Below are 26,426 nucleotides of genomic sequence, written 5' to 3' on the forward strand. Positions count from 1 at the left end.
CCCCGACCCTGTGCGACCAAACATACCGTGTCTAGGTAGGCTCGTGCATGCAGCACCCCGCCGGAACGAGGAGCCCCGTGAGCACCGCCGACGAGCAGGCCCAGCCGCTTGACACCGACTTGCCCCAGATCACCCGAATTGTCATCGCCGAGGACGAGACCCTGATCCGTCTCGACCTCAAGGAGATGCTCGAGGAGGAGGGGTACACCGTCGTCGGCGAGGCCGGTGACGGCGAGACGGCGGTGAAGCTGGTCGAGGAGCTCAGGCCCGACCTGGCGATCCTGGACGTGAAGATGCCGATCCTGGACGGGTTGTCGGCCGCCGAGCGGATCCACGAGGCGCACCTCGCACCCGTCCTGATGCTGACCGCGTTCTCGCAGCGCGAACTGGTGGACCGGGCCCGGGACGCCGGGGCGATGGCGTACATCGTGAAGCCGTTCAGCAAGAGCGACCTGGTGCCCGCGATCGAGATGGCCGTCTCGCGGTACACCGAGATGCGGACGCTGGAGGAGGAGATCGCCGACCTCACCCAGCGCCTGGAGACCCGCAAGCTGGTCGACCGCGCGAAGAGCGTGCTGCAGACCAAGTTCGGGCTGACCGAGCCCGCCGCCTTCCGCTGGATCCAGAAGACCTCGATGGACCGCCGGATGACCATGGCCGCCGTCGCGGAGGCCGTGATCGAGGAGGGCGTCGCCCAGGACAAGAAGAAGGCCGAGCCCACCGAGGCCTGACCGGACAGCACGAAGGGCCCGGCCGAGACGGCCGGGCCCTTCGCGTTGACGGCGGGTCAGTCCTCGCCGAGGTAGGCCTTGCGGACCGAGTCGTTGCCGAGCAGGTCGCGGCCGGTGCCGGTGAGCACGATCCGGCCGGTCTCCATCACGTAGCCCTGGTCGGAGAGCGAGAGCGCCGCCTGGGCGTTCTGCTCGACCAGCAGGATGGTGGTGCCGGACGCCTTGAGCTCGACGATGGTCGCCATGATCTTCTGCATCATCAGCGGGGACAGGCCCATCGAGGGCTCGTCCAGCATCAGCAGCTTCGGACGGGACATCAGGGCCCGTCCCATGGCGAGCATCTGCTGCTCGCCGCCGGAGAGGGTGCCGGCCGCCTGCTTCCGGCGCTCGCCGAGGATCGGGAAGAGCGTGTAGGCCCGCTCCACGTCCTCGGTGATGCCGGCGGCGTCCTTCCGGAGGAAGGCGCCGAGCAGGAGGTTCTCCTCGATCGTCATCCGGGGGAAGATGTGCCGGCCCTCGGGGGAGTGCGCCAGACCGAGCGAGACGATCTTGTGGGCGGGCACCGTGCCGAGCGGCTGCCCGTCGAAGGTCACCGTGCCACCGGTCGGCTTGAGCAGACCGGAGAGGGTGCGCAGGGTGGTGGTCTTGCCGGCCCCGTTGGTGCCGATCAGGGTGGTGACCTCACCCTGGTTGACGGTGAAGCTGATGCCCTTGACGGCCTCGATCTTGCCGTAGGCGACGCGGAGGTCCTTGACCTCAAGCAGCGCGGTCATGTGGCGTCCTCCGCCTGCTCGTCGGTGCTGGTCGCGGTCTCCAGCGGCGCACCGAGGTACGCCGTGATGACCCGCTCGTCGTTCTGGACGGTCTCCTTGTCGCCCTCGACGATCTTCTGCCCCTGGACCAGGACGGCCGTCCGGTCGCAGAGGTTGAAGATGAACTTCATGTCGTGCTCGATCACCAGGATCGCGATGCCCAGGTCGCGGATCGCGAACACCAACTCCTCGGCGGCGTTGGTCTCCTGGGGGTTCATCCCGGCGGTCGGCTCGTCCAGCAGCAGCAGACCGGGGTCGCTGGCCAGCGCCCGGGCGATCTCCAGCTTGCGCTGCTCGCCGTACGGGAGGTTGCGGGCCAGGTGCTCGGCCTTGGCCGCCAGGCCGGTGAACTCCAGGAGTTCCATGGCCCGTTGGCGGCTGGCCGCCTCGGCCCGGTGGTAGCCGGGGCCGCGCAGGATGGCCGAGAACAGGCCCTCCTTGGTGCGGGTGTGCCGGCCGACCAGGACGTTCTCCAGCACGGTCATGTTGCCGAACAGCCGGATGTTCTGGAAGGTCCGGGCGACGCCGGCCTGGGTGACCAGGTGCGGCTTGGGCGGCAGGACCTTGCCCTGGTAGCTGACGCTGCCCTCGGTCGGGACGTACAGCCCGGTCAGGCAGTTGAAGAAGGTGGTCTTGCCGGCCCCGTTGGGGCCGATCAGGCCGACGATCTCGCCCTGGTTGACGGTCATCGAGACGTCGTTGACGGCGGTGAGGCCGCCGAACCGCATGGTGACGCCGCGGACGTCGAGCAGGGGGGCGCCGACGGCGGTGGCCGGGGCCGTGGTGGTGGTCATCTGGGTGTTCACGCCCCCGTCTTGGTGAGTACGGTCTCGCTGGGCGGCGAGGCCTGGGCGGGGATGTCCGCCTCGTGGTATTCGAGCTTGGCGCGCCGGTTGGCGATCATGCCCTCGGGACGGACCCGCATCAGGATGATGAGCGTGATGCCGAACGCCAACAGCTGGAAGTTCGAGAGGAATTCGAGCTTCTTCGGGACCAGGAAGAGCAGCGTCGCGCCGACCAGCGGCCCGCTGATGGTGCCCATGCCGCCGAGGATGACGGCGGCCAGCAGGAAGGCCGAGTTCGGCGGGAGCGCCTCGGCGAAGGTGTACTGGTCGGGGGTGACGGTGTAGCTGACGTGGGCCTGGACGGTACCGGCCAGACCCGCCAGGCAGGCGCCGAGGGCGAAGGCGAGCAGCTTGAGGCGGAAGCCGTTGATGCCCATCGCCTCGGCCGCGGTCTCGTCCTCGCGGATGGCGACCCAGGCGCGGCCGATCCGGGAGTTGCCGACCCGGGCGAAGACCAGGACGACGAACGCGGTGATGACCAGCATCAGCAGGTAGTAGTTGGAGAAGCGGCCGAGTTCGACGCCGGCGATGGTGTGCTTCTGGCCGAGGTTGAAGCCGAGGATCTCCAGGTCCGGGATGCGCGGGATGCCGTTGGAGCCGTTGGTGATCTTCGGCCCGGTGGTCCCGTTCAGGTTGTTCATGGTGATGCGGAAGATCTCGCCGAAGCCCAGGGTGACGATGGCGAGGTAGTCGCCGCGCAGCCGCAGGGTGGGGGCGCCGATCAGTACGCCGAAGACCATGGAGGCCGCCGCGCCGGTCAGCATCGCTGCCCAGAACGGGAACTGGACGTGGATCGGGGAGGCGGGGGAGCCGGAGACCAGGGCGGCGGCGTACGCGCCGACGCCGAGGAAGGCGACGTACCCGAGGTCGAGCAGACCGGCCAGGCCGACCACGATGTTCAGGCCCAGGGCGACGGTGGCGAAGATCAGGATGTTCGCCGCGACCGAGGTGTACTGGTCGCTGGTCTGGGTGAACGGGAAGCCGGCGGCGGCGGCGAAGGCCGCGCCGGTGGCGACCGGGCGGTGCTTGATCGTCAGGGCCCGCAGTCGGGGCAGCAGCCCGGACTTGGAGAGGGCGGCGATGACGAAAGCGGCCAGGATCAGGTACCCGGCGAACAGCTCGCCGTACTCGGTGTCGATGCCGAAGGTGATCGCGAACAGGCCGATCGCGAAGGCCACCACGATCAGCAGGACCTCGACGGTGGAGGGGAGCTGACGGGCCGTCGGAAGCGGCTGGTCGCTCTTGGCGAGGCGCAGGCCCCAGCTGGTGCCCTTGGGGTGACGGTCGACCGGCAGGCCGAGCGCGCCGACCAGGGCGACCAGGGAGGCGAGGCCGGCGACCCAGCCACCGGGTTCGAGGTTGGCCAGGCCGTTGAGGTCGACGGCGATGGCGATCAGGGTGAACCAGGTGACGGCGGCGCCGCCGAGCGCGGCGTACAGCAGGCCGTTGTTGTGGCCGCTCGGGTTGGTCCAGCGCAGGCCCGGGACGCCGTAGGAGGCGAGGGCGAGGACCAGGGTGAGCAGGCCGGCGGTGAGGGTCAGCCACTGCAGGCCGCCCGGGTAGCCGGTGACGGTGAGGTCGCCGGGGAAGTCGGCGGTCCAGGTCCAGGCCAGGAAGGCGGAGGCGGTGGTGGCGAGGGCGCCGGCGGCGGTGACCGCGCGGGCGGCGGCGAGCGGGAGGGGGATGACCGGGGTGGTCTCAGTGCTCATGGTGGTCACGCCCTGTCCGCGACGCGCTCGCCGAGCAGGCCTTGTGGCCGGACGAGCAGTACGACGATGAGGAGTACGAAGGCCCAGACGTCCTTCCAGGCGGCGCCGCCGAAGAGGTCCATGCCGGGGACGTGCTGGATGTAGGCGGTGGCGAGTCCTTCGGTGAGGCCGAGGGCGAGGCCGCCGAGCATGGCACCGTAGATGTTGCCGATGCCGCCGAGGACGGCGGCGGTGAACGCCTTGAGGCCGAGCAGGATGCCCATCCGGGAGTCGACCTGGCCGGTGCGCAGGCCGTAGGCGACCGCGGCGACGGCGGCGAACGCGGCACCGATGGCGAAGGCCATCACGATGATGCGGTCGGTGTCGATGCCCATCAGCTTGGCGGTGTCCGGGTCCTGGCTGGTGGCCTGCATGGCCCGGCCGGAGCGGGTCTTGGCGACGAACCAGCCGAGGACGATCATGCAGAGCGGGGCCGCGACGAGCAGGAAGATGTCGCTGCGCTGGATGGTCACGCTCGCGAACTCGATGGGGTCACCGGGGATCTTCGGGAAGACCCGGGCCTTCTTGGCGTCCGGGTAGAACGAGAAGACCAGCTGCTGCAGCACGATCGAGAGGCCGATGGCGGTGATCAGCGGGGCGAGCCGGGGGGCGCCCCGCAGGGGCCGGTAGGCGAACCGCTCGGCGCCGACGGCGACCAGGGTGGAGACCAGGATGCCGGCCAGCAGCATGAGGGGGATGGCGATCCAGAGGCTGGTGCCGCCGGGCAGGGCGAGGAAGGCGGTGAGGGCTCCGAAGCCGCCGACCATGAAGATCTCGCCGTGGGCGAAGTTGATGAGCTGGACGATGCCGTAGACCATCGTGTAGCCGATCGCGACGAGCCCGTAGAGGGCTCCCAGGATCAGGCCGTTGGCCAGCTGCTGCGGTAGTTCGTGCACCGCTCGGCCTCCGTAGTGCGCGCGTGGTACGCGTGGGGGGTGGATGTGGGTGCGCGGGGGCGCTCGTGGCGCCCCCGCGCGGGTTGTTCAGGAGTTGACGACCGGTCGGCCGGTTGCCCGGCCGATCAGGTTCAGCCGGCCAGGGTGCCGGACTTCTCCACGGCCCACTTGCCGTCCTTGACGGCGTAGACGGTGAGCTGCTTGTTGGTGGTGTCGCCGTACTCGTCGAAGGAGACCTTGCCGGTCACACCCTCGAAGGAGATGGCCTGGACGGCGGCGACGACCTTGGCGCGGGCGTCCGCGGGGAGCTTGCCGTTGTTGGCGGCGACGACGGTCTTGACGCCCTGGATGATGGCCCAGGCGCTGTCGTAGGAGTAGCCGCCGTAGGTCTCGTAGGCGTCCTTGTACGCGGCGGCCTTGTAGTCCGCGATGAACTTCGCGGCGGAGGGCAGCTGCTCGACCGGGAGGCCGACCGCGGTGGCGAGGTCGCCCTGGCTCTTCGGGTTGAGCTTGATGAAGTCACCGCTCTGGATGCCGTCGCCACCCATCAGCGGGATGTTGACGCCACCCTCCTTGAGCTGCAGGGAGAGCGGGCCGGCGGCCGGGTACTCGCCGCCGTAGTAGATCGCCTCGGCGCCGGAGGACTTGACCTTGGTGACGATCGCGTTGAAGTCGCGGTCGTCCGGGTTCACGTGCTCCTCGCCGACGATGGTGCCGCCGAGCTTGGTGAACTCGCCCTTGAAGGTACCGGCGAGGCCGGCGCCGTAGGTCTTCTGGTCGTCGATCAGGAAGACCTTCTTCTTCTTCGCCTCGTTCACCAGGTACTGGGCCGCGAACGGGCCCTGCACGGCGTCGGTGGTGGCGGTGCGGAAGTAGGACTTGAACGGGCGGGCCTTCTTGCCGGTGGCCCACGCCTCGCCCTGGCTGAGCGCCACACCGGTGTTGGCCGGGGAGATCTGCACCAGGTTGGCGTCGTTGAAGATCTGCTGCATCGACTGGGCGACGCTGGAGTTGAGCGGGCCGACCACGCCGATGACGGTCTTGTCGGCGACCAGGTTGGTGGCGTTCTGCTGGCCGGGGGCCGGCTTGGCGGTGTCGTCCAGCGCCTTGATCTCGAACTTGACGCCCGGGACCTCGTTCTTGGCGTTGGCCTGCTTGACGGCCAGGTCCACCGAGTTCTTGATGCCGAGGCCGAGGGCGGAGAGGTCACCGGTGAGCGGGGCGTCGACGCCGATGGTCACGGTGGTGGTGGAACCGGCCGCGCCGTCTTCCGCCTTCTTCTCGCCGCGCGAGCCGCAGGCGGAGAGGGAGAGCGCGCCGGCGACTGCGATGCTCACGACAATCAGTGAACGATTACGCACGAGGGTTCCCTTTCTGAGGAAAAGCACCGGGCCGGAAGTGCCTTGGTGCTCGGTCGCGCGCTGGGGCCAGGCCCGATTGTGTGGCGCGGTGACTGGCCGTGACTCTAGAACGCATTCGGCCACTCGGGCAGGGGTGCGGGCATGCTGTGATTCTCTTGTTATGAGGACATGCCGATGTAATCTCACAATGTGGTCGTTCGGGCCGGATCTGACGGGGTGTGACAGGAGCTTTCCGGGGTCGTGGACCTGAACAAGCCCGAGAAATGCAGGTGGTCGGCGATCCGTCCGACTATCGGACGTCAGTGTCCGGAGGGGTGTCATCGGCCGGAGGCGTCCGGATACCGGATTCTGGACAGGCAATGTGCAGCTGCCGGGAAAGTGCTAGCGCATATCCGTCCCCCAGGATCTGGCTCAGGGTCTGGATTCCGCGAACGTTACTCAGTGTTACATCGAGGTAAGGCAGGCCGGCGTCCAGCGGGAGGCCGACGCAGTCCGCCACCCGGTAGTCCAGGGTCAGGGGCGCGCTCTGACCAGCCATCACCTCGTACGGGAGGCCGCGGTGCGCCGACACTCGTAACCCCGGGTAGGGCTGGGCGAGCGCGGTCAGCTGCACCGGGTGCTCGCCGGTCACCTCGATGTCCACCAGGACGCTGAAGCGGCCCGGCGCCTCGCCCGTGACCGAACGGTAGGTCACCTTGGTCACCTGGGAGGGCAGCGGCGGCACGTCGGCCTGGGGCCGGGGCTCGGGCCGGTCCAGCGCGCGGAGTCCGAGCAGGGTGATCGCGGCGACCGACAGGGCGGCCAGCACGAAGCGCTGACGGTTCGTCAGGTATCTCGGCGGCCGGTGCGCGGGCGGGCCCGACGGGGCCGAGAAGGTGCCCTCCCCCGCCTCGATCGGACCGAGATCCCCGGCCCCGGTGCCGCCCCGCCGCTCGCCGGACATGCCGCCGCCCCCTTGTCTGGCCAGCTACCTGCCCGGCGCGGGCGGGGGCCAAACAAGGGGGCGGCGGGTGCGGAGCTACAGGTCGCGCAGCATGCAGGTCAGGCGGCAGCTGGTGATCCGCTTGCCGGTGTCGTCGGTGATGGCGATCTCGTAGGTCGCGGCCGTCCGGCCCTTGAACACCGCGGTGGCCACGCCGGTCACCAACCCCGAGGTGGCGGACCGGTGGTGGGTCGCGTTCAGGTCCACGCCGACCGCGTACCGGCCGGGGCCGGCGTGCAGCATCGCGCCGATCGAGCCCAGCGTCTCCGCCAGCGCGGCCGAGGCCCCGCCGTGCAGCAGCCCGTACGGCTGCTGGTTGCCCTCCACCGGCATGGTGCCGACCACCCGGTCCGCGCTGGCCTCCACCACCTTGATGCCGAGCCGGTCACCGAGGTGTCCGCCGGAGAAGGTGGCGGGGTCGACGCCCAGCTTGGCGAAGTGATCGAGGACGTCCTGCGGGACGTTCAGGATCGGGGCCGCGTCGGTCATGGTGCTCCTGCCGTTCGAGGGTGCGGTCGTGGTGCTCCCGTGATGGTACGACCGCCCTCGCGGCGGCGGCAGGTTGTCGGCGGCGGGCCATAGGATCGGTCCTTGGCAGAGCAATCGGCAGGAACGGACGTTGACGTGGCTACGCAGAGTGCAGACAAGAGCGCGCCGGGTGGCGCCGGTTCGGGCGGCCGGCCCCGGCTGATGCTGCTCGACGGGCATTCGATGGCCTACCGGGCCTGGTTCGCGCTGCCCGCGGAGAACTTCTCCACCGTCACCGGCCAGACCACCAACGCGATCTACGGCTTCGCCTCGATGCTCGCCAACACGGTGCGAGATGAGCAGCCCACCCACCTCGCGGTCGCCTTCGACCTCTCCCGGAAGACCTTCCGCTCGGAGGAGTTCCCCGACTACAAGGCGAACCGGGCCAAGACGCCGGACGAGTTCAAGAGCCAGATCGGCCTGATCCACGAGCTGCTCGACGCGATGCACATCTCCCGGATGTCCGTCGAGGGCTTCGAGGCCGACGACATCATCGCCACCCTGGCCACCGCCGCCGCGGCCGAGGGCTTCGAGGTGCTGATCGTCACCGGCGACCGGGACGCGCTCCAGCTGGTCACCGAGCACGTCACGGTGCTCTACCCGACCAAGGGCGTCTCCGAGCTGACCCGGTACACCCCGGAGAAGGTCGCCGAGAAGTACGGCGTGACGCCCAGTCAGTACCCGGACCTGGCCGCCCTGCGCGGTGACCCGTCGGACAACCTGCCCGGCATCCCCGGCGTCGGCGAGAAGACCGCCGCCAAGTGGGTCAACCAGTTCGGCTCCTTCGACGAGCTGGTCTCCCGGGCCGACGAGGTCAAGGGCAAGATCGGCGAGAAGCTCCGCGAGCACCTCGACTCGGTCAAGCGCAACCGGGTGCTCACCGAGCTGGTCCGCACCGTCGAACTCCCGCTCGGTGTCACCGAGTTGGCCCGCGCCCCGTTCGACCGCGAGGCGGTCGGCCAGCTGCTGGAGTCGCTGGAGTTCCGCAACCCCAACTTCCGCGAGCGGGTCTACGGCGTCGACCCGGCCGGCGCCGAGCTGGCCGAGGAGGTCGCCGCCGCCCCCGGCATCGCGGTCGAGGGCACTCTGCTCACCGAGCCCGGCGCGCTGGCCGGCTGGCTGGCCGAGGCGGGTAACACCATTGGCACCGGCCTGATCGCGGTCGCCGCCGTCCACCAGTGGTCGCTCGGCACCGGCGAGGTCGGCGAGATCGCGCTGGCCGCCGGCGAGACGGCCGCCTGGTTCGACCCGACCCAGCTCACCGAGCAGGACGAGCGCGCCTTCGCCGACTGGCTCGCCGACGCCGACCGGCCCAAGGCGCTGCACATCGCCAAGCAGGTCATCCGGGCCTTCGCCGAGCGCAGCTGGACGATCCGCGGCATCGTCGCCGACACCGCGCTGGCCGCCTACCTGGACAAGCCGGGCCGCCGCACCTTCACCCTGGACGTGCTGGCCGAGGAGTACCTGGCCCGCTCGCTCGCCCCCGCCGAGGTGGCCGAGAGCGGCCAGCTCTCCTTCGACGCCCCCGAGCACGACCCGACGGCGGGCGCCCAGGCGCTGATGGCCCAGGCCCGCGCGGTCCTCGACCTGGCCGCCTTCTTCGAGACCCGGCTCGCCGAGGTCGGCGCGACCGGCCTGCTGCAGGAGATGGAGCTGCCGATCGCCGAGCTGCTGGCCCGGATGGAGCGCACCGGCATCGCCGCCGACCGCGAGTGGCTCACCACCATCGAGTCGCAGTTCGCCGCCGAGATCCAGCGGGTGGTCGGCGAGGCGCACGCCGCCGCCGGGCACGAGTTCAACCTCGGCTCGCCCAAGCAGCTCCAGGAGATCCTGTTCGGCGAGCTGGCCCTGCCCAAGACCAAGAAGATCAAGACCGGCTACACGACGGACGCCGACGCACTGACCTGGCTGGCCACCCAGACCACCAACGAGCTGCCGGTCATCCTGCTCCGCCACCGCGACCAGGCCAAGCTGCGCACCACGGTCGAGGGCCTGCTCAAGACCGTCTCGCCGAAGGGCCGGATCCACACCACCTTCAACCAGATGGTCGCCGCCACCGGCCGCCTCTCCTCCCAGGACCCGAACCTGCAGAACATCCCGGTCCGCACCGAGGAGGGCCGGCAGATCCGCCGCGCCTTCGTGGTCGGCGAGGGCTACGAGGCGCTGCTCACCGCCGACTACTCGCAGATCGAGCTCCGGATCATGGCCCACCTCTCCGAGGACGCCGCCCTGATCGAGGCCTTCGAGTCCGGCGAGGACCTGCACACCACGGTCGCCTCCCAGGTCTTCGACGTCGAGCCCGAGGCGGTCGACGCGGAGATGCGGCGCAAGATCAAGGCGATGTCGTACGGGCTGGCGTACGGCCTGTCCGCGTACGGGCTCTCGCAGCAGCTCGGCATCAAGCCCGGCGAGGCACAGGGCCTGATGGACACCTACTTCGAGCGCTTCGGCGGGGTCCGCGACTACCTGCACCGGGTGGTCGAGGAGGCCCGGGCGATCGGGTACACCGAGACCCTGCTCGGCCGCCGGCGCTACCTGCCGGACCTCACCAGCGACAACCGGCAGCGGCGGGAGATGGCGGAGCGGATGGCGCTCAACGCGCCGATCCAGGGCTCCGCGGCGGACATCGTGAAGATCGCGATGCTGAACGTCGACAAGGCGCTGGTGGGGGCCGGGCTCAAGACCCGGATGCTGCTCCAGGTCCACGACGAAATCGTGCTCGAACTCGCACCGGGCGAGCGCACGGACGTCGAGGCCTTGGTCCGCGAGCAGATGGCCGGCGCCTACCCGCTCCGCGCCCCGCTCGACGTCTCGGTCGGCGTCGGCCCCAACTGGGAGGAAGCAGCCCACTGACAGCAGGTGGCACACGCCAGGGGCTCGGGGAACTGCGACGGTTCGTGGCTGGTGGGTATCACTGCGAAAGTGCCTGACCAGCTACGCACGGGTGACCTTTTCCGAGGTCGGCGTCGCAGTTCCCCGAGCCCCTGGCGTGTGCCACCTGGGCGCCCTGCAAAAGCTTCACCGCCGAGGGTTGGTGCGGCGGGTCGCCTCTGCCGTGGTCGGGTCCTCGGGCCAGGGGTGGCGGGGGTAGCGGCCGCGGAGGTCGGCCCGGACGGCCTTGTAGCCCTCGCGCCAGAAGGTGGCCAGGTCGCCGGTGACGGCGGCCGGGCGCCCGGCGGGGGAGAGCAGATGGACCGTCAGCGGCACCCGCCCGCCCGCCAGGGCCGGTGCGGCCTGCCAGCCGAAGAGCTCCTGGAGCTTCACCGCGAGCACCGGCCGGTCCCCGGAGTAGTCGACCCGGATTTTCGAGCCGGTCGGCACCGTGATCCGCTCCGGCGCCAGCTCCTCCAGCCGCCCGGCCTCGCCGGTCGCCCAGGGCAGCAGTCGCTGCAACGCCCCGGCCACGTCGATCCGTTCGAGGTCGGCCTGGCGCCGGGCCCGGGACAGCTCCGGCTCCAGCCAGTCGCCGGAGGCCAGTGCGGCATCGCCGACGTCCGGCCAGGACCCGCCCAACTCCCGGTGCAGAAAGGCCAGTCGGGCCCGCAGCGAGACCGCGTCCGGCGTCCACCGGAGCAGCGCGCCCACACCCTCCCGGGCCAGCCCGTCCAACAGTGCGGCCCGCACCAGTGCGCGGTCGGGCTTGCTCAACGGCACCGCGGCCAGTTCGATGGCGCCCAGCGAGGAGACCCGACGGGCCGTCAACTCGCTCTGCCGGGGCGACCATTCGACCTCCTCGCGTTCCGTCAGCAGGGCGGCCCCGGCCTGCCGGGCGGTCGCCTCGTCCAGCGCCACCGCCAGCCGGATCCGCGCCGACGGCGAACCCGCGGGGCGGTCCGCAACGGCCACCGCGATCCATTCCGTCCCGGCCAGCCGGGAGCCGGTGCCGAGCTCGGCGGCGGTCCCGGCGGCCATCAGGTAGGGCCCGTCCACGGCACGCGCCCTGGCCACCCGCTCGGGGTAGGCCAGGGCCACCACCAGACCGGCGGCCCGGGCGTCCGGCGGGCCGGTGTCGGGGGCGTCCACCAAGCGCCGCAGCCGCCGGGTCTCGTCCTTCCAGCGCCGCGCGTACGGGTCCTCGGAGGTTGACCTGACCCGGCGCCAGACCTCCGACAGGTCGTCACCGAAGGCCCGGGGCGGCTCCTCCGAGAGCAGCGCGACCACCTCGGCGGCCCGGCGCGCGCCGACCAGTCGGGCGCCGTCCAGCAGGGCGCGCGCCAGCCTGGGGTGCAGCCCGCTCCGGACGATCCGCCCGCCGCGCTCGGTGGCCCGGCCGTCCGCGTCCACCGCGCCGAGCCCGGTCAGCACCCGCCGGGCAGCGGCCATCGCCCCGCCCGGCGGCCGGTCCGGCAGCGCCAGCCCGGTCGCGTCCGGGTCGCCCCAGCAGGCGGCCTGGAGCGCGAAGGAGGTCAGCTCGGCCTGGGCGATCTCCGGGGTCGGGAAGGGCGCGGCGAGGGCGTCCTCCGCCTCCGCCCAGCACCGGTAGACCGCCCCGGGCGCCTCCCGCCCGGCCCGGCCGGCCCGCTGCCGCCCGGCGGCCAGCGAGGCCCGTACGGTGACCAGCCCGGCCAGGCCGCGCGCGTGGTCGGTGCGCGGCTCGCGGGTCAGCCCGGAGTCCACCACCACCCGGACGCCCGGCACGGTCAGCGAGGACTCCGCGACCGAGGTGGCCAGGATCACCCGCCGTCCGGTGCCGGCCGAGAGCGCGGCGTCCTGCACCGCCTGCGGGGCCTGTCCGTGCAGTTGCAGCACCTCCATCGAGGTGCCCAACTGACCGGCCACCCGGGCGATTTCACCCACCCCGGGCAGGAAGCAGAGCACGTCCCCGGTCCGCTCGGCCAAGGCGCGCCGGACCGTCCCGGCCACGTGCTCGAGCAGCAGCGGGTCGGTCCTGGTGCCCTGCGGCGGCTTCACCCCGCGCGGCGGCGGGGCCCAGACCACCTCGACCGGATGGGCGACGCCGTGCGCCTCCACCACCGGTGCGCCGCCGAGCAGTTCGGCCCAGGCGGCGGTGTCGGAGGTGGCCGAGGCGCAGACGATTTGGAGCTCGGGTCGCAGGGTGGCCCGGACGTCCAGCAGGAAGGCGAGCGCGGTGTCGGCGTCCAGGTGGCGTTCGTGGCACTCGTCCAGCACCACCACGTCCACCCCGGTCAACTCCTGGTCGCGCTGCAGGCGTTGCAGCAGCACGCCGGTGGTGACCACCTCGACCACGGTCCCGGGCCCGGCCCGCCGCTCCCCACGCACCGTCAGCCCGACCTGCTCACCGACCGCCGTGCCGAGCAGCCAGGCCATCCGCCGCGCGGCGGCCCGCACCGCGAGCCGCCGGGGCTCGGCCACCAGCACCCGCCGGGCCGGTCCAGGCAGGGCGTCCACCAGACCGGCCAGGGCGAGCGGCACCAGGGTGGTCTTGCCCGTCCCCGGCGGCGCCGCGAGAACGGCGACGCCCACGTCGGCCAGCGCCCGCTGCAGGGCGGGCACGGCGGTACGGACCGGCAGTTCGAGCCCGACGGAGCGCATCGGTCAGCCCCGCTCCGCCACGAAGATCGCGGTCCCGGGGAACAGCTCGCCGCGCAGCGGGCTCCAGCCGCCCCAGGTCTGCTCCAGCTCCTCCGGCCACTCCGGCTCGACCAGGTCCAGCAGCCGGAACCCGGCCCCGACCAGCTCGCGCACCCGGTCCCCGAGCGTGCGGTGGTGCTCGACGTAGGTGGCCCGTCCCTCGGCGTCCTGCTCGACGTACGGGGTGCGGTCGAAGTACGAGGAGGACGCGGTCAGCCCCTCCTCACCGGGCTCGTCCGGGAAGGCCCAGCGGATCGGGTGGGTGACCGAGAAGACCCAGCGGCCCCCCGGGCGCAGCACCCGGTGCACCTCGCGCATCAGCTCGGCGGTGTCCGCGCTGAACGGCACCGCCCCGTACGCCGAGCAGGCCAGGTCGAAGGAGCCGTCCGCGAACGGCAGCACCGACCCGTCGGCCTGCACCACCGCGATCGGCTCGGCGCCCCGGCCGAGGTCGATCCGGCGGGAGTGCTGGAGCTGGCGGTAGGAGATGTCCAGCGCGACCGGCCGGGCGCCCTGGGCGGCCAGCCAGCGGGAGCACTGGGCGGCGCCGGAGCCGATCTCCAGCACCTGGGCGCCGCGCAGCGCCTCGGCCGGGCCGAGCAGCCGGACCTCGGCCTCGTCCACGCCCTCGGGGCACCAGGTGAAGCGGTCGTCGCCGAGGAACTCGCCGTGCTCGTCCTGGTACTCATCGGCGTTCCGGTCCCACCAGAGCCGGCTGGCCCGGCTGGACTCGCCGGCCTCGGCGTCCCGGCGGAGGGCGTCGTCCTCTTCCTCCTCGGGAAGGTCGGCGGGGACAAGATCGTCCGGGTCGAAGGCGGGGGTGGTGGCCAAGGTCATAGAGCCCGTCGCGTAGGGTATGGACTGCGGAAGCGCTGCTGTCACGAAACCGGAGCCGCAAGGTACCGGGTCGTGACCGTGACATCCGGGGAGAGGCCCCTGCGGCTGCCATCGTGAGATGCGCAATCGGAGGATATGGCCTGATCCATCCCGACCTCCACCGTCTCGCCCTCTTCGGCGTTGACCGTGCCGGGCTGGACCCGTATGCTACAAGTTGCGCTGCGGGCCTGCGCGCCTCGGACGGAGCAGGTCGCGCTCGCATCTGTCGAAGACCCCACGGTCGCAAGACGGACACCTTCTGGGTAACCGGAATGGTGGGCCGTGTTCTTGGCTGTCCGGCTTTCGGTGGGAGCGATACGGGCCCTCCGCGTGGCATTACCTACGACTTCTTGTCCGTACCGGAGCCCTTTTCCTAATGACGAGCCCCACCGACACCTCTGTCAGCACCACCCCGCAGGTCGCGATCAACGACATCGGCGACGCGGAAGCGTTCCTCGCGGCGATCGACGAGACCATCAAGTACTTCAACGATGGCGACATCGTCGAGGGCATCATCGTGAAGGTCGACCGTGACGAGGTTCTCCTCGACATCGGTTACAAGACCGAGGGTGTCATCCCCTCCCGTGAGCTTTCGATCAAGCACGACGTTGACCCGCACGAGGTCGTCAAGGTCGGCGACGAGATCGAGGCCCTGGTTCTCCAGAAGGAGGACAAGGAGGGTCGTCTGATCCTGTCCAAGAAGCGGGCTCAGTACGAGCGCGCCTGGGGCACGATCGAGAAGATCAAGGAAGAGGACGGGATCGTCACCGGTACCGTCATCGAGGTCGTCAAGGGTGGTCTCATCCTCGACATCGGCCTCCGTGGCTTCCTGCCGGCTTCGCTCGTCGAGATGCGCCGCGTCCGCGACCTCCAGCCCTACGTGGGCAAGGAGCTCGAGGCCAAGATCATCGAGCTGGACAAGAACCGCAACAACGTGGTCCTGTCCCGCCGTGCCTGGCTGGAGCAGACCCAGAGCGAGGTCCGCCAGACCTTCCTCACCACCCTCCAGAAGGGTCAGGTGCGCTCCGGCGTCGTCTCCTCGATCGTCAACTTCGGTGCCTTCGTGGACCTGGGTGGCGTCGACGGCCTGGTGCACGTCTCCGAGCTGTCCTGGAAGCACATCGACCACCCGTCCGAGGTTGTCGAGGTCGGCCAGGAGGTCACCGTCGAGGTTCTCGACGTTGACATGGACCGCGAGCGCGTCTCCCTGTCGCTGAAGGCGACCCAGGAGGACCCGTGGCAGCAGTTCGCCCGGACGCACCAGATCGGTCAGGTCGTCCCCGGTAAGGTCACCAAGCTCGTTCCGTTCGGTGCGTTCGTGCGCGTCGACGAGGGCATCGAGGGCCTGGTCCACATCTCCGAGCTGGCCGAGCGCCACGTGGAGATCCCGGAGCAGGTCGTCCAGGTCGGCGACGAGATCTTCGTCAAGGTCATCGACATCGACCTCGAGCGCCGCCGCATCAGCCTCTCGCTGAAGCAGGCCAACGAGTCGCTCGGTGCCGACCCGGCCACGGTCGAGTTCGACCCGACCCTGTACGGCATGGCTGCCTCGTACGACGACGCCGGCAACTACATCTACCCGGAGGGCTTCGACCCCGAGGCGAACGACTGGCTGCCCGGCTTCGAGAAGCAGCGTGAGGAGTGGGAGCGCCAGTACGCCGAGGCGCAGACCCGCTTCGAGCAGCACCAGGCCCAGGTCATCAAGAGCCGTGAGGCCGATGCCGAGGCCGCTGCCGAGAGTGGCGAGGCCGTTGTCGCCGCCGCCGGTGGCTCGTACTCCTCCAGCAGCGACGAGGGCTCCGGCGCTCTCGCTTCGGACGAGGCGCTCGCCGCGCTGCGCGAGAAGCTGGCCGGTGGCCAGAGCTGATCTCATCCTCATCACTGAGGGTTAGTCACTGACGAACCCCCCGTCCCGGTTCCCGGGACGGGGGGTTCGTTCGTGTGAGATGGAACTCCGGCCCGAGGTATAGGGCATTGGTGCGTTTACGCCTAGCTTTGAGGGGAACTGCCCGAAAGGCCACGCACATATGCGCACCTCCCTTACTGCGGCACCCCCCACCTCGCAGCCCGCCGGACCTCAGGTCGGCGGGCGGCTCGCGGCCCTCGGCCGGTTCTGCCATCGCCACCGGCGCTGGGTGCTCGGCCTGTGGGCCGTGGTGCTGCTGCTGGGTGTGCTGATCGGCGGGCGGGTGTTCGACAGCAGTGTCTCGACCACCTCGGCGGGCGGCTCGGAATCGGCCGCCGGCACCGCCGCGGTGGCCGCCGCCGACCCGGCCAGGGGCACCGTGACCGCGGTGGTGGACGGTGCGCCGGTGAGCGATCCGGCGGTCAAGGCCGCCGTGACGGCCGCCACCGCCGAGATCGGCGCGCTGCCCGGGGTGACCTCGGTCTCCGACCCGTACGGCACCGGTGGCGCGCTCACCTCCACTGACGGGAACGCCGGTCTGGTCTCGGTGCGGATGGCGGACGGCAGCACCGACGCGCAGCTGAAGGCCGTGACGGCCGAGCTGGCCGCGATCGGCGCCCCCGGCACCCACGTGACCGTCGGCGGGGACCTGGTGATCCAGCAGGAGGTCAAGGACCAGACCGAGCGGGACACCCGCTTCGGTGAGATCGTCACGCTGCCGCTGACCCTGCTGGTGATGGTGCTGGTCTTCGGTGGCTTCGCCGCCGCGAGCCTGCCGGTGATCGGGGCGGTCGCCTCGGTCGGCGGGGCCCTGCTGGCGATGTTCGGCTTCAGCCGGCTGATGGACATCGACACCAGCGTGCTGCCGATCGCCACCGTGCTCGGCCTCGGACTCTCCATCGACTACGCGCTGCTGATGGTCAACCGGTTCCGCGAGGAACGCGGGCACGGGGCCGCGATCGCGGCCGCCGTGGAGCGGACCGCCGCCACGGCGGGCCGGACGGTCGCCTTCTCCGGACTGACCGTCGCCGTCGCGCTCTCCGGACTCTTCGTCTTCACCAGCCCGGTCTTCCGGGCGGTCGCGGTGGCCGGCGTGAGCGTGGTGGTGATCGCCGTCGCGGCGGCGCTCACCCTGATCCCCGCGCTGCTCGGCTTCGTCGGACACCGGGTCAGGACACCCAGCGGACCGGTCTCGGACGAGGGCTTCTTCGCCCGGACGGTACGCCGGGTGCAGCGCCGCGCGGTGCCGGTGGTGCTGATCTGCGTCGCGCTGCTGATGGCGGCCGGCGCCCCGTTCCTCAGCTCGGACTGGCGCAGCTCCGGCGCCGGCGTGCTGCCCACCTCCTCGGCGGGCCGTCAGGTGGCCGAGACCATCGAACAGCGGTTCCCGCAGCTGGCCCCCGCCCCGGTCACCGTGGTGGTCGAGGGCGGCCAGGCGGCCGCGCAGCAGTACGCCGATCAGGTGGTTTCGAAGCTGCCCGGCGTGACCGGCGTACGGGCCGTCACGCCGGTCTCCCCGGAGCTGAGCACGGTCGAGGTGCTGGTCGCCGGTGACCCGCAGGGCAGCGGGGCCAAGGCCGTGGTCGGCGAGCTCCGCGACCAGCGGGGCGGGCTGACCACGTACGTGACGGGGGACGCCGCCTCGGTGGTCGACTTCCAGCACGAGATCGCCACCCGGGGGCCCTGGGCGCTGGGGCTGGTCGCGGTCGGCACGCTGGTGCTGCTGTTCCTGATGACCGGCTCGGTGGTGATGCCGGTCAAGGCGCTGCTGATGAACGTGCTCTCGCTGGGGGCCTCGCTCGGCGCGCTGACCCTGGTGTTCCAGCACGGGTACTTCAGCGGGCTGCTGGGGTTCACCCCGAACGGCGGTCTTGAGACCTTCATACCCGTGCTGGTCTTCGCCTTCGCCTTCGGCCTCTCGATGGACTACGAGGTCTTCCTGCTGGCCCGGATCAAGGAACTCCGGGACGAGGGGTACAGCTGTGCCCGCTCGGTGGAGCTCGGGCTGCAGCGGAGCGGACGGATCATCACCTCGGCCGGGCTGCTGATGGTGATCGTCTTCGCCGGGTTCGCGGCCGGGCAGATGCTGATGGTCAAGGAGATGGGCGTGGCGCTGGCGGTGGCCGTCGCGGTGGACGCGACGCTGGTGCGCTGTCTGCTGGTGCCGGCCGCGATGACGCTGTTCGGCGAGTTCAACTGGTGGGCGCCCGCGCCACTGCGGCGGCTGCACCGGCGGATCGGGCTGACCGAGCACGTCGCGCTGCCGCCGATCCCGGCGGCGGTGCTGCCGGTGCAGCGCCCTTCGGTGGAGCTGGAGCCGGTGGAGCGGGAACCCGCGGGGGTCAGCGGCTGAGGCAGCTGTTGCCGAAGTCGCCGCTGAGCGCGGACAGCCCGCCGAGCGCGTCGCAGGCGGCGGCCGGACCTGCGCCGGCCAGCAGCAGACCGCCGGCGGCGGTGATCAGCAGGACGGCGAGCCTGGTCTTGGTGAGCTTCATGACGGGCATCCCTTCGCGGCGGTACGGAGCGACCTGCTCAACGCGTCCGGCGGGGGGAAGGCATGGCCGGGTCATCCGAACGGCGGATCAGCCGAGCTTGGCGAGCAGCGCGATGCCGTCCCGCAGCCGGTGCTGCTCGGCCGGGGTGAGCCGGTCCGCGATGGCGGCCGCCAGGTCCCCTTCGCGGCGGCTGCGCTGGGCGTGCAGGGCGGCGGTGCCCTCGGCGGTGGCGGCGTGCAGCACCTTGCGGCCGTCGGTGGCGTGCCGCTGCGGCTCGACCAGCCCGGCCCCGGTGAGCAGGGCGACGGTGCGGGCCATCGACTGGTGCCGGACGCGCTGACGATCCGCCAGCTCGGCGGTGGTGTGCGGGCCCTCGCGGACCAGCCAGCCGAGGACGGCGGCCTGGTTCTGCGGCAGCTCGTCGCCGACCCGCAGATGGCGGACCAGGGTGCCGATGGTGGTGCGCAGCTCGGCGGCGAGCTCCAGGGGGTCGAGGTTCTCCATGGGAGCAGTCTATCCGGATTCTGTACAGCAGAACTGTACAGTCCTGCTGTAGTGTTTCCGGTATGCGACTCACCAAGTTCGGACATGCCTGCGTACGCGTCGAGACCGAGCGGGCCACCGTGGTCATCGACCCCGGAGCGTTCACCGAGGAGGACGCCCTGCGGGGTGCCGACGCGGTGCTGATCACCCATGAGCACTTCGACCACTTCGTGGAGGACCGCCTGCGCGCGGCCGCCGAGGCCGACCCCGGGCTGCGGATCTGGACCAACGGCTCGGTCGCCCGGCAGCTGACCGGGCTGGGCAGCCGGGTCAAGGTGGTGGGGGAGGGCGATGCTTTCGAGGTCAACGGTCTGGACGTCAGCGTGCACGGCGAGTGGCACGCCGTCATCCACCCGGACATCCCCCGGGTGGGCAACATCGGCTTCCTGCTGGACGGCCGGCTGTTCCACCCCGGCGACGCGCTGACCCTGCCGCCGCAGCCGGTGGAGACGCTGCTGCTCCCGCTGGCCGCACCCTGGGCGCGGGTCGCCGACCTGATCGACTACGTCCGCGAGGCCGCGCCCCGGCGGGCGCTCGCCGTGCACGAGGCGGTGCTCAGCGAGGCCGGGCAGGCCGTGCACGGGCGGCTGATCGGCGGGACGTCCGGGGTGGAGTTCGGGCAGCCGAAGCCCGGCGAGCAGCTCGATCTCGACGGGGCGGTAGCCTGACGCCATGCTGAGGATCGGACTTACGGGCGGGATCGGCGCGGGCAAGAGCGAGGTCTCCGGGCAACTGGCCGCGCTGGGCGCGCTGATCGTGGACTCCGACCTGATCGCCCGTGAGGTGGTCGCGCCGGGGACGGACGGACTGCGCGCCGTGGTGGCCGAGTTCGGCCCCTCGGTGCTGCGGGCCGACGGTTCGCTGGACCGGCCCGCGCTCGGTGCGCTGGTCTTCGCCGACCCGGAGCGGCTGGCGGCGCTGAACGCGATCGTGCACCCGCTGGTCCGGGCCCGCTCCGCCGAACTGGAGGCCGCGGCGGGCGAGCGGGACGTGGTGGTGCACGACGTCCCGCTGCTCGCCGAGAACGGGCTCGCGCCGCTCTACGACCAGGTGGTCGTGGTGGACGCGAGCGACGAGGTCCGGATCGACCGGCTGGTCCGGCTGCGCGGCATGACCGAGGCCGAGGCCCGGGCCCGGATGGCCGCCCAGGCCGACCGGCAGACCCGGCTGGCGATCGCCGACCTGGTGATCGACAACAGCGGCACGCTGGCCGAACTGGCGCCCCGGGTGCAGGAGTTGTGGGAGACCTTGCAGAAGCGGGTCTAGTTTCCGAGGATGCCCTGGACGGCGCCGGTCAGTTCGGCGACCGCGACGGCCAGCGGGGCGATCGGGGCGGCGATCGCGGTCAGCCGGTCCAGGGCGCGGCGCAGCACACCGGGCTCGGGGCGCTGCTCGGCCAACTCCTCGCGCAGGCGGCGTACTTCGAGCTGCGGGGTGTCGCCGTCGGGGAGCTCGGACCGGTGCTCGGCGAGCAACCGCTCAACGGTGGCGAGCAGTTCGACGGCCAGCGCCCGATGGTCGACCGCCAGGTTCTGGAAGCCGACCGGGCCGCTGACCGCGCGGGCGTGCTGGCCGATCGCCTGGTTGCCGACCTGGCTGTGGCCGCCGAACTGCTGGACGCCGTGGTTGGTCACCGGTTCGTTCGACATCAACGGTCCTTCCGTCACAGGGTCTTGGCAGGCGCCGGGGTGGGTGCGGACGCACCGCTCTGCTGGGGGACGCCGGGTGTGCCGGTCGCGGTGGCGTACTGGCCGACCGCCTGGTTGCCGACCACGCTGATGCCGCCCTGCTGGATGACGCCGTGGTTGAGGATGGACTGCTGCTGCTTGCGGAGGTCGGCGGTGTCCACACCGTGGGCCTCCAGGAACTCCCGGATCGCGGCCAGCGTGTGCTCGGTGAGGGTGGCGAACGCCCGGTCGGAATCGACCCGTTGGAAGTAGTTCTGGTAGTGGCCGTCGCTGGCGTGCTCGCGGATGCTCAGCTGGGCCCCGTAGTCGAAGGTCGGGTCCTCCTCGATCGCCACCAGTTCGCGCAGCTGCCGACGGCGGCGTCGGCGTCCGAAGGCCGCGTGGTCCAGGGATTCCCTGGGGGCCCGGAAGAGTGCCCGGCCGGTCTGCTCCAGCGCGGCGAGGCGAAGGACCCCGAGCCGGCCGGTGGTGAGGGTGCCGGGCAGCTGGTCGATCGCGTGGTAGTCGGCCTGCACCGGCGCGAGGATGCGCAGTTCGGCCTGGATGTGCAGGGTCTTCCCGTTGGTGGACATGTGCAGGAACATGCTCGGCACCACGTCGTCGCCCCAGAGCGGAAGATGGGCGCCCAGATAGTGCCGGACCACACCGTCGGGGTTGAGCGCGATCCGCCGGACCTGCTCCGGCGTCAGTTCCACGGCCGGGGAGAGCCGGTCCTCGGCGAGGATGTCGCTGTCCCCCACGAGGGCCGCGCCGTTGGCGAAGACCCGGTCCTTCAGGATCAGGTCGGAGAGGTCGGCGTCGTGGCCCGCCGGTCGGTCGGTGCTGTGCCGGGCGGAGGTGTCGCGCAGGCGCCGTCGGACTTCGGTCAGCACGTCCCAGACGTCGAATTCGGACACCGGGCCCGCACTGTGGCCCAGGACGACCGGTGGCAACAGCGGCACCGCGAGCTTCCAGTCCTTGTGGGAACCGGCGAAACCGATGAACGGGTTGAAGCCGCTGTACACGGTGAGGTTGCCCCGCTGTGCCTGGGCGATGGTGCGAAGCCGCTCCGGCACCCAGTTCGGGCCGGCCGGTGAGACCGGGGCGTCGGAGCGGAACACCTCGCGGCGGAGCTGTCCGCGTAGCCGGGCGTCGACCTCCAGAGCGTGACGAACCGTCAGCAGGTAGGCCGCCACCAGCGCGAGCAGGGTGAGCGCGACGGCCGGGACGGCGTACAGGTAACTGCCGAGCAGCCAGGACCAGAGGCCCGGGGGAGAGAGCGCGGTCAGGCCGACGGCCAGCGCGAACCACAGGCCGACGAGCGTCGTCGCGGCGCCGATCAGCCGGCCCGGCACGCCTGGTGCGGTGGCCTGGCTGCGGCCGCGGGCCGCCTGGTCGCCGCGGCCGTCGCGGGCAGCCAGGGCGAGCAGTCGGAGCCCGATCCAGGCGGGCAGCAGCCAGAGCGGCGCGGCCAGCAGCAGTACGCCGAACACGGCGGCGAGTGCCAGGTCGCGGCGCCGGCGCAGGGCGCGGGCCGCCAGGCTGTGCCGGGCCACCGGGACCAGGTCGAGGCCCGGTGAGGTGGCGACGGCACCGAACTCGTCGGCGACCAGGTGCTCGACCACCAGACGGGCGAACGCCGGATCGGTGTAGGCAGCCGCACTGAGGTACCTGGTCACATCGCCCGGCACGCTGCCCAGCGGGGTGGAGTTCGGTCGCTGGTACTCGGCCATGACGGTGCTCCGATCACGCTTGCGGGCGGGGCGCCGGGGGGCCGTCGGGGCGCCCTCCGGCCGGGTTGCCAGGGAGAGCAGGGCGAGGGCGAGCAGCAGGCCGACGAACTGGCCGAAGACCATGCCGGCGGTCACCGGATCCCCGAACATCCCGCCGATCACGAGACTGCTCCACCGGTCGCTCAGCCAGAGCATGACGAGGATCGGAAGGGCGGACAGGAAGCCCGCCAGGCCGCCGCTGCCGACGCACCCGACCAGGAGGGCGGGGACCCCTTGGCGCAGCGGTACGAACCGGGGAACCGTCAGGAGCAGGGTGGCCAGCAGGACCAGGGTGCTGGTCAGTTGGCTCCACGCCCAGGCCATGTCGCCGGTCGAGGTCCACCAGTTCGCCGCCTGGAGCTGACTCCACAGCAGGTCGAGCGCGAAGTTCTGCGACAAGTCCCGACGGAGCAACTCCTGGACCCACGGGCTGCCCAGCACGACCAGTGCCAGGCAGACCGCCAGCAGTCGACGTCGGGCCAACTGCGTTACGCTGCGCCCCAGTTCCATCGCACCCCCCAGCGCGTCCGGTGCCGAGCACCCTACGCCGCCAGGGGGTCGCTGTCAGGCATATGACGGAGGATCAGGGCTTGCGGGCGACCCCGGCCCAGATGCCGGTGGTGGCGTCGGTGTCGGCCGGCGGCTGGTCCGGGTGCCAGGTGGGGGCGGTGACCAGGCCGGGTTCGAGCAGCTCGAGACCGTCGAAGAAGCGCAGCACCTCGGCCTTGGGGCGCATGCTGAGCTGGGCGGTCGCGCTCTTGTAGATGGCGGGGCCCTTGGCGGCCGCCTCGGGGGTGGAGAAGTCGCCGGTGCCGTGCGAGATGGCCAGGAAGCTGCCGGAGGGGAGCGCGTCGACCAGGGTGCGGACGATGCCCCACGGGTCGTCGGCGTCGTCGATGAAGTGCAGCACGGCGAAGAGCAGCAGCGCGACCGGCTCGCCGAGGTCGATCACCTTGCGGACCTCGGGGTTGTCCAGGATCGCCTTCGGGTCGCGCAGGTCGGCCTGGACCACCGAGGCGTTGCCGACACCGGCACCGGCCAGCAGCGCGCGGCTGTGCACCAGCACGATCGGGTCGTTGTCGAGGTAGGCGACCTTGGCGTCGGGTATCACCTGCTGCGCGATCTCGTGGGTGTTGCCCGCGGTCGGGATGCCGGTGCCGATGTCCAGGAACTGCCGGATGCCGTACTCGGCGGCCAGTCTGCGGACGGCGCGCTGCAGGAAGGAGCGGTTGGCGAGCGCGCTGATCCGGACCAGCGGGCTGAGCGAGAGCACCTTCTCGGCGGCCTCCCGGTCGGCCGGGAAGTTGTCCTTGCCGCCCAGGTAGTAGTCGTACATCCGAGCGGGGTGCGGCACCTCAGGGCGCAGGTCGGTGGGCGGGCGGAGTTCGTCCTGGTCACCCGACATCCAGTCCAGCGAGACGTCCTGATGCTCGGTCATGTCTGTTCTCCCCCGTGGCTGTTCGAGTCGGCCGGGTGCCGTGGTGTGTTCGAAGGCAGCATAGATGGATCAGAGGTCGGTGGTGTGCGGCTCCGGACCTCCGGCCGGATCGCGGGTGAGCAGATAGCGGGCGCCGGGTCCGGTGGCCCCGGCGCGGTCGTCCGCGTTGTAGAGCGCGCAGCGCGCGAGGGACAGGCAGCCGCAGCCGATGCAGCCGGTGAGCTTGCGTTTGAGCTGCTCCAGCTCGGCGATCTGCTGGTCGATCCTGGACTGCCAGGACTCGGCCACCGCGCTCCACTCCTGGCTGCTCGGCGCGCGGTCGCCGGGCAGGCGGTCGAGTGCGGTCCCGGCCTCGTCGAGGGAGAGGCCGACCCGCTGCGCGGCCCGGATGAAGGCGACCCGGCGCAGCGTGGCGCGGGAGTACCGGCGTTGGCCGCCGGCCGTCCGCTCGGACCGCAGCAGCCCGAGCTTCTCGTAGTAGCGCAGCGCGGAGGTGGCCATCCCGCTGCGCTCGGCGAGCTGGCCGATGGTGAGCAGGTCGTGTCGGGAGAGAGTCACGGGCAGGAACGATACCGGGCTTGACTTGAAGTCGACTTCAAGTTGCACGATCTCATCCATGACCACCGCAGCGACCATCCCGCAGCAGTACGGCTTCGACGACCTGGCCTCCCTGATGGCCCTGATGACCGGCGACGAGAAGCACGGCCCCGCCGCCACCTCCACCCTGGACGCGCTCTGGGTGCTCTACGACCGGGTGCTCCGGGTCGGGCCGGAGAGCTTCACGGCCGCCGACCGGGACCGCTTCCTGCTCTCCAAGGGCCATGGCCCGATGGCGTACTACGCGGTGCTGGCGGCCAAGGGCTTCCTCGACCCGGCGGTGCTGCCGAGCTTCGGCGGGTACGACTCGCCGCTCGGCCACCACCCGGACCGGCTGCTGGTGCCCGGGGCCGAGATCGGCTCGGGTTCGCTCGGCCACGGCCTCCCGCTGGCGGTCGGCACCGCGCTCGGACTGCGCGCCCAGGGCCTGCTGGACCCGGCGGTCTGGGTGCTGATCGGGGACGCCGAGTTCGACGAGGGCAGCAACCACGAGGCGGTCGCCTTCGCCGGGGCCTACGGTCTCGACCGGCTGCACACCGTGGTGATCGACAACTCCTCGGCCAGCCTGGGCTGGCAGGGCGGGATCGCGGCCCGGTTCGAGGGCGCGGGCTGGTCGGCCGTCACGGTGGACGGCCGGGACCACGAGGCGCTGTACCGGGCGTTCACCACGCCGCACGAGGGCCGGCCGCACGTCGTGGTCGCCCAGGTCGAGTCCAAGTACTGAAGAGGGGGAGTCACCACATCATGGACACCATGCGTGAGCGTTTCGCGACCGTCAGCACCGAACTGCTGGACCAGGACCCGAGGTTGGCCGTCGTGCTGGCCGACATCGGGACCGACGCCTTCCGGGCCGCCCGGACCGAGCACCCCGACCGGGTGATCAACGTCGGGATCCGCGAGCAGCTGCTGATCGGCGTGGCCGGCGGCCTGGCGCTGGCCGGGCTGCGGCCGATCGCCCACACCTTCGCCAGCTTCCTGGTGGAACGCCCCTTCGAGCAGGTCAAGTTGGACCTCGGCCACCAGGGCGTCGGCGCGGTGCTGGTCAGCGCGGCCGGTTCGTACGACTGGCCGGCCGGTGGCCGTACCCACATGGCGCCCGGGGACGTGGCGCTGCTGGACACCCTGCCCGGCTGGACGGTGCACGTGCCCGGGCACCCGGACGAGGCCGAGCGGCTGCTGCGGCACGCGGTCGCGGACGGCGACGAGAAGGCGTACGTCCGGCTGTCGGCGCATCAGAACGCGAACGCTCAGCCGGTCGCGCCGGGAAGGTTCCTGACGATCCGTCAGGGTGGGCGCGGCGTGGTGCTCGCGGTCGGCCCGATGCTCGACGCCGTGCTGGCGGCCACCGAGGGGCTGGACGTGACGGTGCAGTACGCGGCCACGGTCCGCCCGTTCGACCGCGACGGTCTGCGGGTGGCCGTCGGGGACGGCCCGGCGAGCGTGGTGCTGGTCGAGCCCTACCTCGCGGGCACCTCGGTCGGCGAGGTCAACGAGGCGCTGAACGACCTGCCGCACCGGGTGCTCGGCCTCGGCGTCCCGAAGGAGGAGCACCGGCAGTACGGCTCCATCGCCGAGCACCTGACCGCCTACGGCCTGGACGCGGCCGGGCTGCGGGAGCGGATCGCCTCGTACCTGTGGTGAGGCCCGGGCGGGGGCCGGCGGGACCGGTGGGCCTC

At 71.4% G+C, this 26,426-nt stretch carries 23 protein-coding genes; 8 read left to right on the plus strand and 15 right to left on the minus strand.

The window, feature by feature from the left end; translation table 11 throughout:
• Nucleotides 1-77: 77 nt before the first annotated feature.
• Nucleotides 78-731 carry an ANTAR domain-containing response regulator gene (locus tag F4556_RS28355; protein WP_184920994.1) on the plus strand — a complete coding sequence of 218 codons (654 nt, stop codon included), beginning with the start codon at nucleotides 78-80 and terminating at the stop codon, nucleotides 729-731.
• A 56-nt stretch (nucleotides 732-787) separates the two neighbouring features.
• Here F4556_RS28355 and F4556_RS28360 read toward each other — a convergent pair whose 3' ends face one another.
• The 7 genes from F4556_RS28360 to F4556_RS28390 form a co-directional block, all read right to left on the minus strand.
• On the minus strand, nucleotides 788-1,504 hold the full coding sequence (locus F4556_RS28360) for an ABC transporter ATP-binding protein (protein ID WP_184920996.1): 717 nt from the start codon (nucleotides 1,502-1,504) through the stop codon (nucleotides 788-790).
• Nucleotides 1,501-2,337: an ABC transporter ATP-binding protein gene (locus tag F4556_RS28365; protein ID WP_184920998.1), complete on the minus strand. Its 837-nt coding sequence runs from the start codon at nucleotides 2,335-2,337 to the stop codon at nucleotides 1,501-1,503. Before F4556_RS28365 ends, F4556_RS28360 begins: the two co-directional genes overlap by 4 nt.
• A gap of 8 nt (nucleotides 2,338-2,345) precedes the next feature.
• A complete protein-coding gene (locus tag F4556_RS28370; RefSeq protein ID WP_184921000.1) occupies nucleotides 2,346-4,097 on the minus strand; it encodes a branched-chain amino acid ABC transporter permease in 1,752 nt (583 codons plus the stop codon).
• Between the two features lie 5 nt (nucleotides 4,098-4,102).
• The gene (locus F4556_RS28375) at nucleotides 4,103-5,032 is read right to left on the minus strand and encodes a branched-chain amino acid ABC transporter permease (protein WP_184921002.1); all 930 of its coding nucleotides are present in this window, start codon (nucleotides 5,030-5,032) and stop codon (nucleotides 4,103-4,105) included.
• Between the two features lie 131 nt (nucleotides 5,033-5,163).
• On the minus strand, nucleotides 5,164-6,393 hold the full coding sequence (locus F4556_RS28380; protein WP_184921004.1) for a branched-chain amino acid ABC transporter substrate-binding protein: 1,230 nt from the start codon (nucleotides 6,391-6,393) through the stop codon (nucleotides 5,164-5,166).
• A gap of 289 nt (nucleotides 6,394-6,682) precedes the next feature.
• Nucleotides 6,683-7,336 carry a Tat pathway signal sequence domain protein gene (locus F4556_RS28385; protein WP_184921006.1) on the minus strand — a complete coding sequence of 218 codons (654 nt, stop codon included), beginning with the start codon at nucleotides 7,334-7,336 and terminating at the stop codon, nucleotides 6,683-6,685.
• Nucleotides 7,337-7,411: 75 nt separating this feature from the next.
• Nucleotides 7,412-7,864, minus strand: coding sequence for a PaaI family thioesterase (locus F4556_RS28390; protein WP_184921008.1), 453 nt, complete (start codon nucleotides 7,862-7,864; stop codon nucleotides 7,412-7,414).
• Between the two features lie 201 nt (nucleotides 7,865-8,065).
• Here F4556_RS28390 and polA point away from each other — a divergent pair, with 201 nt between their 5' ends.
• A complete protein-coding gene (polA, locus tag F4556_RS28395; RefSeq protein WP_184925310.1) occupies nucleotides 8,066-10,756 on the plus strand; it encodes a DNA polymerase I in 2,691 nt (896 codons plus the stop codon).
• 165 nt (nucleotides 10,757-10,921) lie between these two features.
• Here the strand turns inward: polA and hrpB are convergent, their stop codons facing one another.
• Together hrpB and F4556_RS28405 are read right to left on the minus strand one after the other, a co-directional pair.
• Nucleotides 10,922-13,417 carry an ATP-dependent helicase HrpB gene (hrpB, locus tag F4556_RS28400; RefSeq protein WP_184921010.1) on the minus strand — a complete coding sequence of 832 codons (2,496 nt, stop codon included), beginning with the start codon at nucleotides 13,415-13,417 and terminating at the stop codon, nucleotides 10,922-10,924.
• 3 nt (nucleotides 13,418-13,420) lie between these two features.
• Nucleotides 13,421-14,293, minus strand: coding sequence for a class I SAM-dependent methyltransferase (locus F4556_RS28405; protein WP_184921012.1), 873 nt, complete (start codon nucleotides 14,291-14,293; stop codon nucleotides 13,421-13,423).
• 415 nt (nucleotides 14,294-14,708) lie between these two features.
• Between F4556_RS28405 and rpsA the strand changes: the two genes are divergently transcribed.
• Nucleotides 14,709-16,199, plus strand: a complete 1,491-nt coding sequence (gene rpsA / locus F4556_RS28410) for a 30S ribosomal protein S1 (protein ID WP_184921014.1) — start codon at nucleotides 14,709-14,711, stop codon at nucleotides 16,197-16,199.
• Nucleotides 16,200-16,359: 160 nt separating this feature from the next.
• On the plus strand, nucleotides 16,360-18,591 hold the full coding sequence (locus F4556_RS28415) for an MMPL family transporter (protein ID WP_184921016.1): 2,232 nt from the start codon (nucleotides 16,360-16,362) through the stop codon (nucleotides 18,589-18,591).
• Here the strand turns inward: F4556_RS28415 and F4556_RS28420 are convergent.
• Together F4556_RS28420 and F4556_RS28425 are read right to left on the minus strand one after the other, a co-directional pair.
• Nucleotides 18,581-18,733 (minus strand): hypothetical protein, encoded by a 153-nt coding sequence (locus F4556_RS28420; protein WP_184921018.1) that lies wholly within the window; start codon nucleotides 18,731-18,733, stop codon nucleotides 18,581-18,583. The genes F4556_RS28415 and F4556_RS28420 overlap by 11 nt on opposite strands.
• 87 nt (nucleotides 18,734-18,820) lie before the next feature.
• Nucleotides 18,821-19,237 (minus strand): MarR family winged helix-turn-helix transcriptional regulator, encoded by a 417-nt coding sequence (locus F4556_RS28425; RefSeq protein ID WP_184921020.1) that lies wholly within the window; start codon nucleotides 19,235-19,237, stop codon nucleotides 18,821-18,823.
• 62 nt (nucleotides 19,238-19,299) lie between these two features.
• Here F4556_RS28425 and F4556_RS28430 point away from each other — a divergent pair, with 62 nt between their 5' ends.
• Both F4556_RS28430 and coaE read left to right on the plus strand, forming a co-directional pair.
• Complete coding sequence (locus tag F4556_RS28430) at nucleotides 19,300-19,944, plus strand: MBL fold metallo-hydrolase (protein WP_184921022.1); 645 nt, start codon at nucleotides 19,300-19,302, stop codon at nucleotides 19,942-19,944.
• Between the two features lie 4 nt (nucleotides 19,945-19,948).
• Entirely contained in the window at nucleotides 19,949-20,542 is a 594-nt protein-coding gene (gene coaE / locus F4556_RS28435; RefSeq protein ID WP_184921024.1) for a dephospho-CoA kinase, read from the plus strand.
• Here coaE and F4556_RS28440 read toward each other — a convergent pair.
• The 4 genes from F4556_RS28440 to soxR all read right to left on the minus strand — a co-directional run bounded on the left by F4556_RS28440 (nucleotide 20,539) and on the right by soxR (nucleotide 24,711).
• Nucleotides 20,539-20,925, minus strand: a complete 387-nt coding sequence (locus tag F4556_RS28440; RefSeq protein WP_184921026.1) for a DUF5955 family protein — start codon at nucleotides 20,923-20,925, stop codon at nucleotides 20,539-20,541. The genes coaE and F4556_RS28440 overlap by 4 nt on opposite strands.
• Before the next feature lie 14 nt (nucleotides 20,926-20,939).
• On the minus strand, nucleotides 20,940-23,198 hold the full coding sequence (locus F4556_RS28445; RefSeq protein ID WP_184921028.1) for an AbeC-like domain-containing protein: 2,259 nt from the start codon (nucleotides 23,196-23,198) through the stop codon (nucleotides 20,940-20,942).
• A gap of 100 nt (nucleotides 23,199-23,298) precedes the next feature.
• Nucleotides 23,299-24,153, minus strand: a complete 855-nt coding sequence (locus tag F4556_RS28450) for an SAM-dependent methyltransferase (protein ID WP_184921030.1) — start codon at nucleotides 24,151-24,153, stop codon at nucleotides 23,299-23,301.
• A gap of 69 nt (nucleotides 24,154-24,222) precedes the next feature.
• On the minus strand, nucleotides 24,223-24,711 hold the full coding sequence (gene soxR, locus F4556_RS28455; RefSeq protein ID WP_313068740.1) for a redox-sensitive transcriptional activator SoxR: 489 nt from the start codon (nucleotides 24,709-24,711) through the stop codon (nucleotides 24,223-24,225).
• A gap of 58 nt (nucleotides 24,712-24,769) precedes the next feature.
• Between soxR and F4556_RS28460 the strand changes: the two genes are divergently transcribed.
• Both F4556_RS28460 and F4556_RS28465 read left to right on the plus strand, forming a co-directional pair.
• Nucleotides 24,770-25,474 carry a thiamine pyrophosphate-binding protein gene (locus F4556_RS28460; protein WP_184921033.1) on the plus strand — a complete coding sequence of 235 codons (705 nt, stop codon included), beginning with the start codon at nucleotides 24,770-24,772 and terminating at the stop codon, nucleotides 25,472-25,474.
• 20 nt (nucleotides 25,475-25,494) lie between these two features.
• Nucleotides 25,495-26,391, plus strand: coding sequence for a transketolase family protein (locus F4556_RS28465; RefSeq protein WP_184921035.1), 897 nt, complete (start codon nucleotides 25,495-25,497; stop codon nucleotides 26,389-26,391).
• The last annotated feature ends 35 nt before the right edge of the window (nucleotides 26,392-26,426 follow it).

It is taken from the genome of Kitasatospora gansuensis (assembly GCF_014203705.1).
In the GTDB taxonomy this organism is placed as follows: Bacteria; Actinomycetota; Actinomycetes; order Streptomycetales; family Streptomycetaceae; genus Kitasatospora; species Kitasatospora gansuensis.

Coding starts and splice junctions, on each gene's coding strand:
- F4556_RS28360 (WP_184920996.1), bottom strand. CDS start 1,504: ATGACCGCGCTGCTTGAGGTCAAGGACCTCCGCGTCGCCTACGGCAAG.
- F4556_RS28365 (WP_184920998.1), bottom strand. CDS start 2,337: ATGACCACCACCACGGCCCCGGCCACCGCCGTCGGCGCCCCCCTGCTC.
- F4556_RS28370 (WP_184921000.1), bottom strand. CDS start 4,097: ATGAGCACTGAGACCACCCCGGTCATCCCCCTCCCGCTCGCCGCCGCC.
- F4556_RS28385 (WP_184921006.1), bottom strand. CDS start 7,336: ATGTCCGGCGAGCGGCGGGGCGGCACCGGGGCCGGGGATCTCGGTCCG.
- F4556_RS28390 (WP_184921008.1), bottom strand. CDS start 7,864: ATGACCGACGCGGCCCCGATCCTGAACGTCCCGCAGGACGTCCTCGAT.
- polA (WP_184925310.1), top strand. CDS start 8,066: ATGCTGCTCGACGGGCATTCGATGGCCTACCGGGCCTGGTTCGCGCTG.
- hrpB (WP_184921010.1), bottom strand. CDS start 13,417: ATGCGCTCCGTCGGGCTCGAACTGCCGGTCCGTACCGCCGTGCCCGCC.
- F4556_RS28405 (WP_184921012.1), bottom strand. CDS start 14,293: ATGACCTTGGCCACCACCCCCGCCTTCGACCCGGACGATCTTGTCCCC.
- rpsA (WP_184921014.1), top strand. CDS start 14,709: ATGACGAGCCCCACCGACACCTCTGTCAGCACCACCCCGCAGGTCGCG.
- F4556_RS28415 (WP_184921016.1), top strand. CDS start 16,360: ATGCGCACCTCCCTTACTGCGGCACCCCCCACCTCGCAGCCCGCCGGA.
- F4556_RS28420 (WP_184921018.1), bottom strand. CDS start 18,733: ATGAAGCTCACCAAGACCAGGCTCGCCGTCCTGCTGATCACCGCCGCC.
- F4556_RS28425 (WP_184921020.1), bottom strand. CDS start 19,237: ATGGAGAACCTCGACCCCCTGGAGCTCGCCGCCGAGCTGCGCACCACC.
- F4556_RS28430 (WP_184921022.1), top strand. CDS start 19,300: ATGCGACTCACCAAGTTCGGACATGCCTGCGTACGCGTCGAGACCGAG.
- coaE (WP_184921024.1), top strand. CDS start 19,949: ATGCTGAGGATCGGACTTACGGGCGGGATCGGCGCGGGCAAGAGCGAG.
- F4556_RS28440 (WP_184921026.1), bottom strand. CDS start 20,925: ATGTCGAACGAACCGGTGACCAACCACGGCGTCCAGCAGTTCGGCGGC.
- F4556_RS28450 (WP_184921030.1), bottom strand. CDS start 24,153: ATGACCGAGCATCAGGACGTCTCGCTGGACTGGATGTCGGGTGACCAG.
- F4556_RS28460 (WP_184921033.1), top strand. CDS start 24,770: ATGACCACCGCAGCGACCATCCCGCAGCAGTACGGCTTCGACGACCTG.
- F4556_RS28465 (WP_184921035.1), top strand. CDS start 25,495: ATGGACACCATGCGTGAGCGTTTCGCGACCGTCAGCACCGAACTGCTG.